This window comes from Polaribacter sp. (assembly GCF_039939415.1).
GTDB lineage: Bacteria > Bacteroidota > Bacteroidia > Flavobacteriales > Flavobacteriaceae > Polaribacter.
Map to the genome: position 1 here is coordinate 1 of NZ_JBDVJE010000088.1, position 5,087 is coordinate 5,087.

The window sequence follows — 5,087 nt, forward strand, 5'->3', positions numbered from 1 at the left end:
AATAAAGTTCCTTGTATAATCAAAGAGTCATACTCTTTTGAACAGGTTATTCAACACCATTATGAATGCCCAAAAATCTATGGGTATTTCTGTTTGGTTATTCAAAATAAAACCAGTAGTAATCTTTTTTGCAGACCTCCACCTATAACATAGGTTTTATATCAATTTATTTATTACTTTATTAACGTTGTCAAGAGTTTTTTAATTTTTGACAACTAGCTACGTTTGGCTTTTTATGGCTAAGCATCTATTATTAATTTATTTACATCTATCTTATATTATGATAACTACAAAAAACATCACAAAAACCTATGGTGATTTTACAGCTGTAAATAACTTGTCTTTTAACGTAAATGCTGGTGAAATTTTATGTCTATTAGGAGCAAATGGTGCCGGAAAATCTACTACCATCAATATGTTATTGAACTTTCTAGAACCTACCTCTGGGACAGCAGAAATTAACGGTTTGGATGTGGTTAAAAACCCTATTAAAACTAAAGAGTTTATAACTTATATTCCAGAAAACTTAATGTTGTACCCTACTTTAAGTGCTGTTGAAAATTTAGATTATTTCACGAAATTATCAGGTAAAAAATTCAGTAAAAATGAATTAAAATGCTATTTAAACGAAGCAGGATTACAGGAAGTAGCACATGATAAATGGGTGGGAACATTTTCAAAAGGAATGCGACAAAAAGTAGGTATTGCGCTTGCTATTTCAAAAGAATCTAAAGTTTTATTGTTAGATGAGCCTACCTCTGGTTTAGATCCAAAATCGAGTAACGAATTTATAGCGTTACTTACAAAAATGAAAAATAAAGGTGTAGCTATTTTAATGGCAACTCATGATTTATTTAGAGCTAAAGAAGTAAGTACTCATATTGGAATTATGCGCTCTGGTGTTTTGCAAAATTACTCTAACACATCAGATCTTTCTTTAAAGGAGTTAGAAACCATTTATTTGGATATCATGAACTTTAAAAATATAAGTTAACATGAAAAACATAATTTTTAAAGAACTGAAAGAATTAATTAGAGATGGTCGTTTTAAAATAGCGTTGATTATTTCGTTAATTCTATTAATGATTGCTACCATAACAGGTGTTAATCAGTATAAAAAAAGCAATCAACAGTATCTAGAATCTGTTAATAAAGAGCGTAACATTTGGGAAACACAAGGCGAGAAAAATCCACATTCTGCAGCACATTATGGTACCTACGCTTTTAAACCCAAATTTGCTTTATCTCTTTTTGATTCTGGAGTTACTATGTATACGGGTAATACCATTTTTTTAGAAGCTCATAACAGAAACGAGGCTTCATTTAGTGAAGCAAGTGATCAATCTAGTTTAGCACGTTTTGGAACCTTGTCTATCAATTTTGTTTTAATTTATTTGGTTCCATTAATCATCATTCTAATTGGTTATAATTCATATACCAAAGAGGTGGAACATAAAACATTTACCTTACTAAAAAGTCAGGGTGTAAATCCTGTGAAATTGGCTTTAGGTAAATGGTTGGCTACCTTTATTCCTGTGTTCATTTTAGCAGTTATTATCTTTTTTAGTGTTGGGGTTGTATTGTCTAGTTTAGAAAACTTATCGTTTTTCAGTTGGGGGAGTTTGTTTACTTTGTTTGTGTCATATTCATTTTACTATTTAATCATTACTACGATTACAGTTTTAGTTTCTATGTGGAGTAAATCTTCAGGGATGTCCTTAGTTAGTAGTTTGGTGTTTTGGATTGTATTTAGTTTTATAGCTCCAAAAGTAGCAACAAATATTGCGAATAGTAACCACCCTTATCCGTCTAAAACAGAATTTAATGCACGTATTGTCGAGGATAAAAAAAGTGGATTAGATGGACATAATCCGTGGAATGAAGCTGCCAAAAAACTGGAGCAAGAAACTCTTAAAGAATATGGTGTGGATAGTTTAAGTCAATTGCCATTTAACTATGTTGGTTACAGAATGCAAAAAGGGGAGGAGCATGAAGCTGAAATTTATGAAAAGCATTATACTATTTTAAGTGATATAGCTGTAAATCAAAATGAAACCTATCAAAATATTGCTTTTGTTTCTCCATTTATTTCAGTACGATTTTTATCGATGGATATCGCTCATACAAGTGATAATTTACACAGAAAATTTACCCAAGCAGCCGAAACATATCGTATTGAAAAACAACAATTTTTAAATTACGATATAAAAGATAATGCAAAGGTTGGACAACGTGGTTATAAAATGAGTGCTGAAAAATTTAAAAATTTACCGAAGTTTAATTTTACGCCACCAACGCTGTTTCAAGTCTTAAGGGAAAACACGAAAAACCTGTTGTTTTTGGCTTTGTGGCTCATACTACCCTTAGCAGTTTTAATTATTACTTCAAAAAAAATATAAATTATGTTTAGTTACAATCTATCATACGAAATAAAATTATTGAGACGAAGCAATTGGCTGATAATATTAAGTGTTAGTATTCTTTTGTTGTTTGCATTTGCCATTTATAATGGGAATAAAAATGTAGAGAAAAGACTTTATGATATTTCTGTAGTACAAGAGAAATTACATAAAGAAGATAGTGAAATGCTTGCTACACTTAAAAAAATTGAAGCGGGAGAACAAACAAATATATCGTACAGGAGATTACCATCAGAACCTATGAATATTGGGTATCGTCATCCTCGTTTAGCTATTATGCAGCCTGAAACCCTTTCGTTTTTGGCTACAGGACAAAGTGACATGTATACGCACTTTAAAAGTCCAAAAATTTACGGAAACAATTTTGCCTTAGATTATTCTGAAATGGTAAGTCCTGTGCAATTATTATTTGGGAATTTTGATTTAGCATTTGTAATTATCTATATTTTACCATTATTGATTATTGCTTTCACCTTTAATATTTTATCAAAAGAAAAAGAATTGGGTACTTTACGAATAATCGGAGCTCAGCCTATCTCTATTGTAAGCTGGCTTTTGCAAAAAATGATTATCAGGTATATGGTGTTTACATTGGTTGTTTTTGGTATTCTATTAATTACCTTAATCACTTTTACAGCAAATGCTTTCACCCAAATTAATCAAGTATTACAATTGTTTTTAATAATTGCTGGGTATAACCTATTTTGGTTTGTTGTAGCGGCTATTGTGAATATTAAAATCAACAATTCGTCTAAAAATGCCTTGGCTTTAATAGGTGTGTGGTTATTGATAGTATTGGTGTTACCTGCGACTATTAATCAAATAGGAAACTCTTTATACCCTATACCATCACGTTTAAATATGATTAACGAAATTCGTTCAATTAAAAAAGAAAACGAGGAGAAGCAAAACGAAATTATGGATGATTATATGAGAAATCATCCTGAGTTGTCTCAAGATAATAGCGATCAAAAATTTGGCTTTTGGCATAATTATTTTGCATCAGAAAAAATGATGGAGGAAAAAACAAAACCGATTCTTGCGGAATATGAATCGCAATTAAAAAAACAACAAAACTTAATAAGTACGTTCAGATATATGTCGCCAGCAATTTTAATGCAACAGACCTTGAATAATATAGCTGGAACATCAGAAAAACATTATAATGATTATAAAATTCAAGTTTTCGAGTTTTCTACTACATGGAGAAACTATTTGGTGCCTATGTTATTTAAAAATCAAAAATTTACCCAAAAAAACTATCATGAACTACCAGAATTTCATTATAAGAATAGAATTGAAACCAATTTTTGGTTAAACCTATTTGCTATTATTGGAATAAATACAATATTGTTTTTTGTAATAATAGGTAAAGGTTTAAAATCTAATCCTATTTTAAAGTAAAAGCAATTTGTATTCTAAAAGCACTATACACAAGTATTAGAAAAATAGTTGGTACACTTAATTTTTATGAAGCTGTTTTTTAGGTTATGTTTTAAGTTGGTAATCCAGTAGCTGGAAGTTCTATCAGTGAAAGTGATATCACATACCATTGTAGAAGTGCCAAGTAATTTAAGTATAGCAAGTGTATGCCCTGATAATATTGAATTAAATTGGGATCCTGTAGCAGGAGTCTCTCCGCCGCATGTACAACAAAAAAGCTTCTCATAACGAGAAGCTTTTTTGTTTACTAGAATTTTATGATTTCTACAAACAATCTTTTATCATTTTTACAGCTTGTTCTACAGTAATGTCTCTTTGTGGAGTTCCAAACATTTCATAACCTACCGTAAATTTCTTTACAGAAGCACTTCTTAATAAAGGTGGATAAAAACTCATGTGCCAATGCCAGTATTTATTTTCATTTCCATCTGTTGGAACTTGATGAATTCCACTAGAATATGGGAAAGAAGTATTAACAATCTTATCGTACGCTTTTGTTAGAACAGCAATTGCTTCTCCATATTGTAAAGCTTCTTCTTCATTCATTTCTAAAATATTAGCTTGATGTTTTTTAGGAACAATCATTGCTTCAAATAGCCAAATTGCCTAGAAAGTAACTAAAACAACAAAACCATCATTTTCAAAAATAATGCGTTCTTTCTTTTCTAGTTTTTGTGCTAAATAATCTCCTAATAAACTATTATTATTATTATTATTATTGTGTATTCTTTTTCTAAACTTCGTTTGGTAATGAAGATTGATTCCAAATTTGTCCATGTGGATGAGGATTACTACATCCCATAACAGCTCCTTTGTTTTCAAAAATTTGAACATAATTGATTTTAGGATTTTCAGACAATTCTGTAAATTCTTTTTACCATGCAAAAATTACTTTTTGAATTTCTGAAGCAGACATATCTGCCAAACTTTTTGAATGATCTGGACTAAAGCAAATTACTTTACAAATACCAGTTTCACTTTTTGCTCTGTGTGGTGATACTAAAACCCATTCTCCTGTAAGAATATTAAATCGCTTATGCGAATAGTTTTGTAAATTTGTATTACTCATTTTTTTTTCTTGTAGTTGATTATTTTACGATATGTGTTCCTTCAGAAAGTTCAATAAAATATACTAAACATTCGTTGTCAAATTTATTTTTATATACTTTCTCCAAATGCTTTTGCTTCACTTTTTGAAATTAAATTAATGGTACATCCCCAAAA

At 30.1% G+C, this 5,087-nt stretch carries 4 protein-coding genes and 1 pseudogene; 4 read left to right on the plus strand and 1 reads right to left on the minus strand.

All coding sequences use genetic code 11. The features are described from left to right. Window positions 1-280: 280 nt before the first annotated feature. From ABJG40_RS14005 to ABJG40_RS14020, 4 genes are all read left to right on the plus strand, one after another. Window positions 281-994, plus strand: a complete 714-nt coding sequence (locus ABJG40_RS14005; RefSeq protein WP_348025214.1) for an ABC transporter ATP-binding protein — start codon at window positions 281-283, stop codon at window positions 992-994. 1 nt (window position 995) lies between these two features. Next, window positions 996-2,399: a DUF3526 domain-containing protein gene (locus tag ABJG40_RS14010; protein WP_348025215.1), complete on the plus strand. Its 1,404-nt coding sequence runs from the start codon at window positions 996-998 to the stop codon at window positions 2,397-2,399. A gap of 39 nt (window positions 2,400-2,438) precedes the next feature. Next, the gene (locus ABJG40_RS14015) at window positions 2,439-3,824 is read left to right on the plus strand and encodes a DUF3526 domain-containing protein (protein WP_348025216.1); all 1,386 of its coding nucleotides are present in this window, start codon (window positions 2,439-2,441) and stop codon (window positions 3,822-3,824) included. Between the two features lie 126 nt (window positions 3,825-3,950). Next, window positions 3,951-4,091 carry a hypothetical protein gene (locus tag ABJG40_RS14020; RefSeq protein ID WP_348025217.1) on the plus strand — a complete coding sequence of 47 codons (141 nt, stop codon included), beginning with the start codon at window positions 3,951-3,953 and terminating at the stop codon, window positions 4,089-4,091. 36 nt (window positions 4,092-4,127) lie between these two features. On the opposite strand, the pseudogene galT reads toward ABJG40_RS14020, so the two are convergent. Next, a pseudogene (gene galT, locus ABJG40_RS14025) lies at window positions 4,128-4,932 on the minus strand (galactose-1-phosphate uridylyltransferase). Between the last annotated feature and the right edge of the window lie 155 nt (window positions 4,933-5,087).

Excerpts from the sequence above, each read along its gene's own strand:
- ABJG40_RS14005 (WP_348025214.1), top strand. The coding sequence starts at position 281 with ATGATAACTACAAAAAACATCACAAAAACCTATGGTGATTTTACAGCT.
- ABJG40_RS14010 (WP_348025215.1), top strand. The coding sequence starts at position 996 with ATGAAAAACATAATTTTTAAAGAACTGAAAGAATTAATTAGAGATGGT.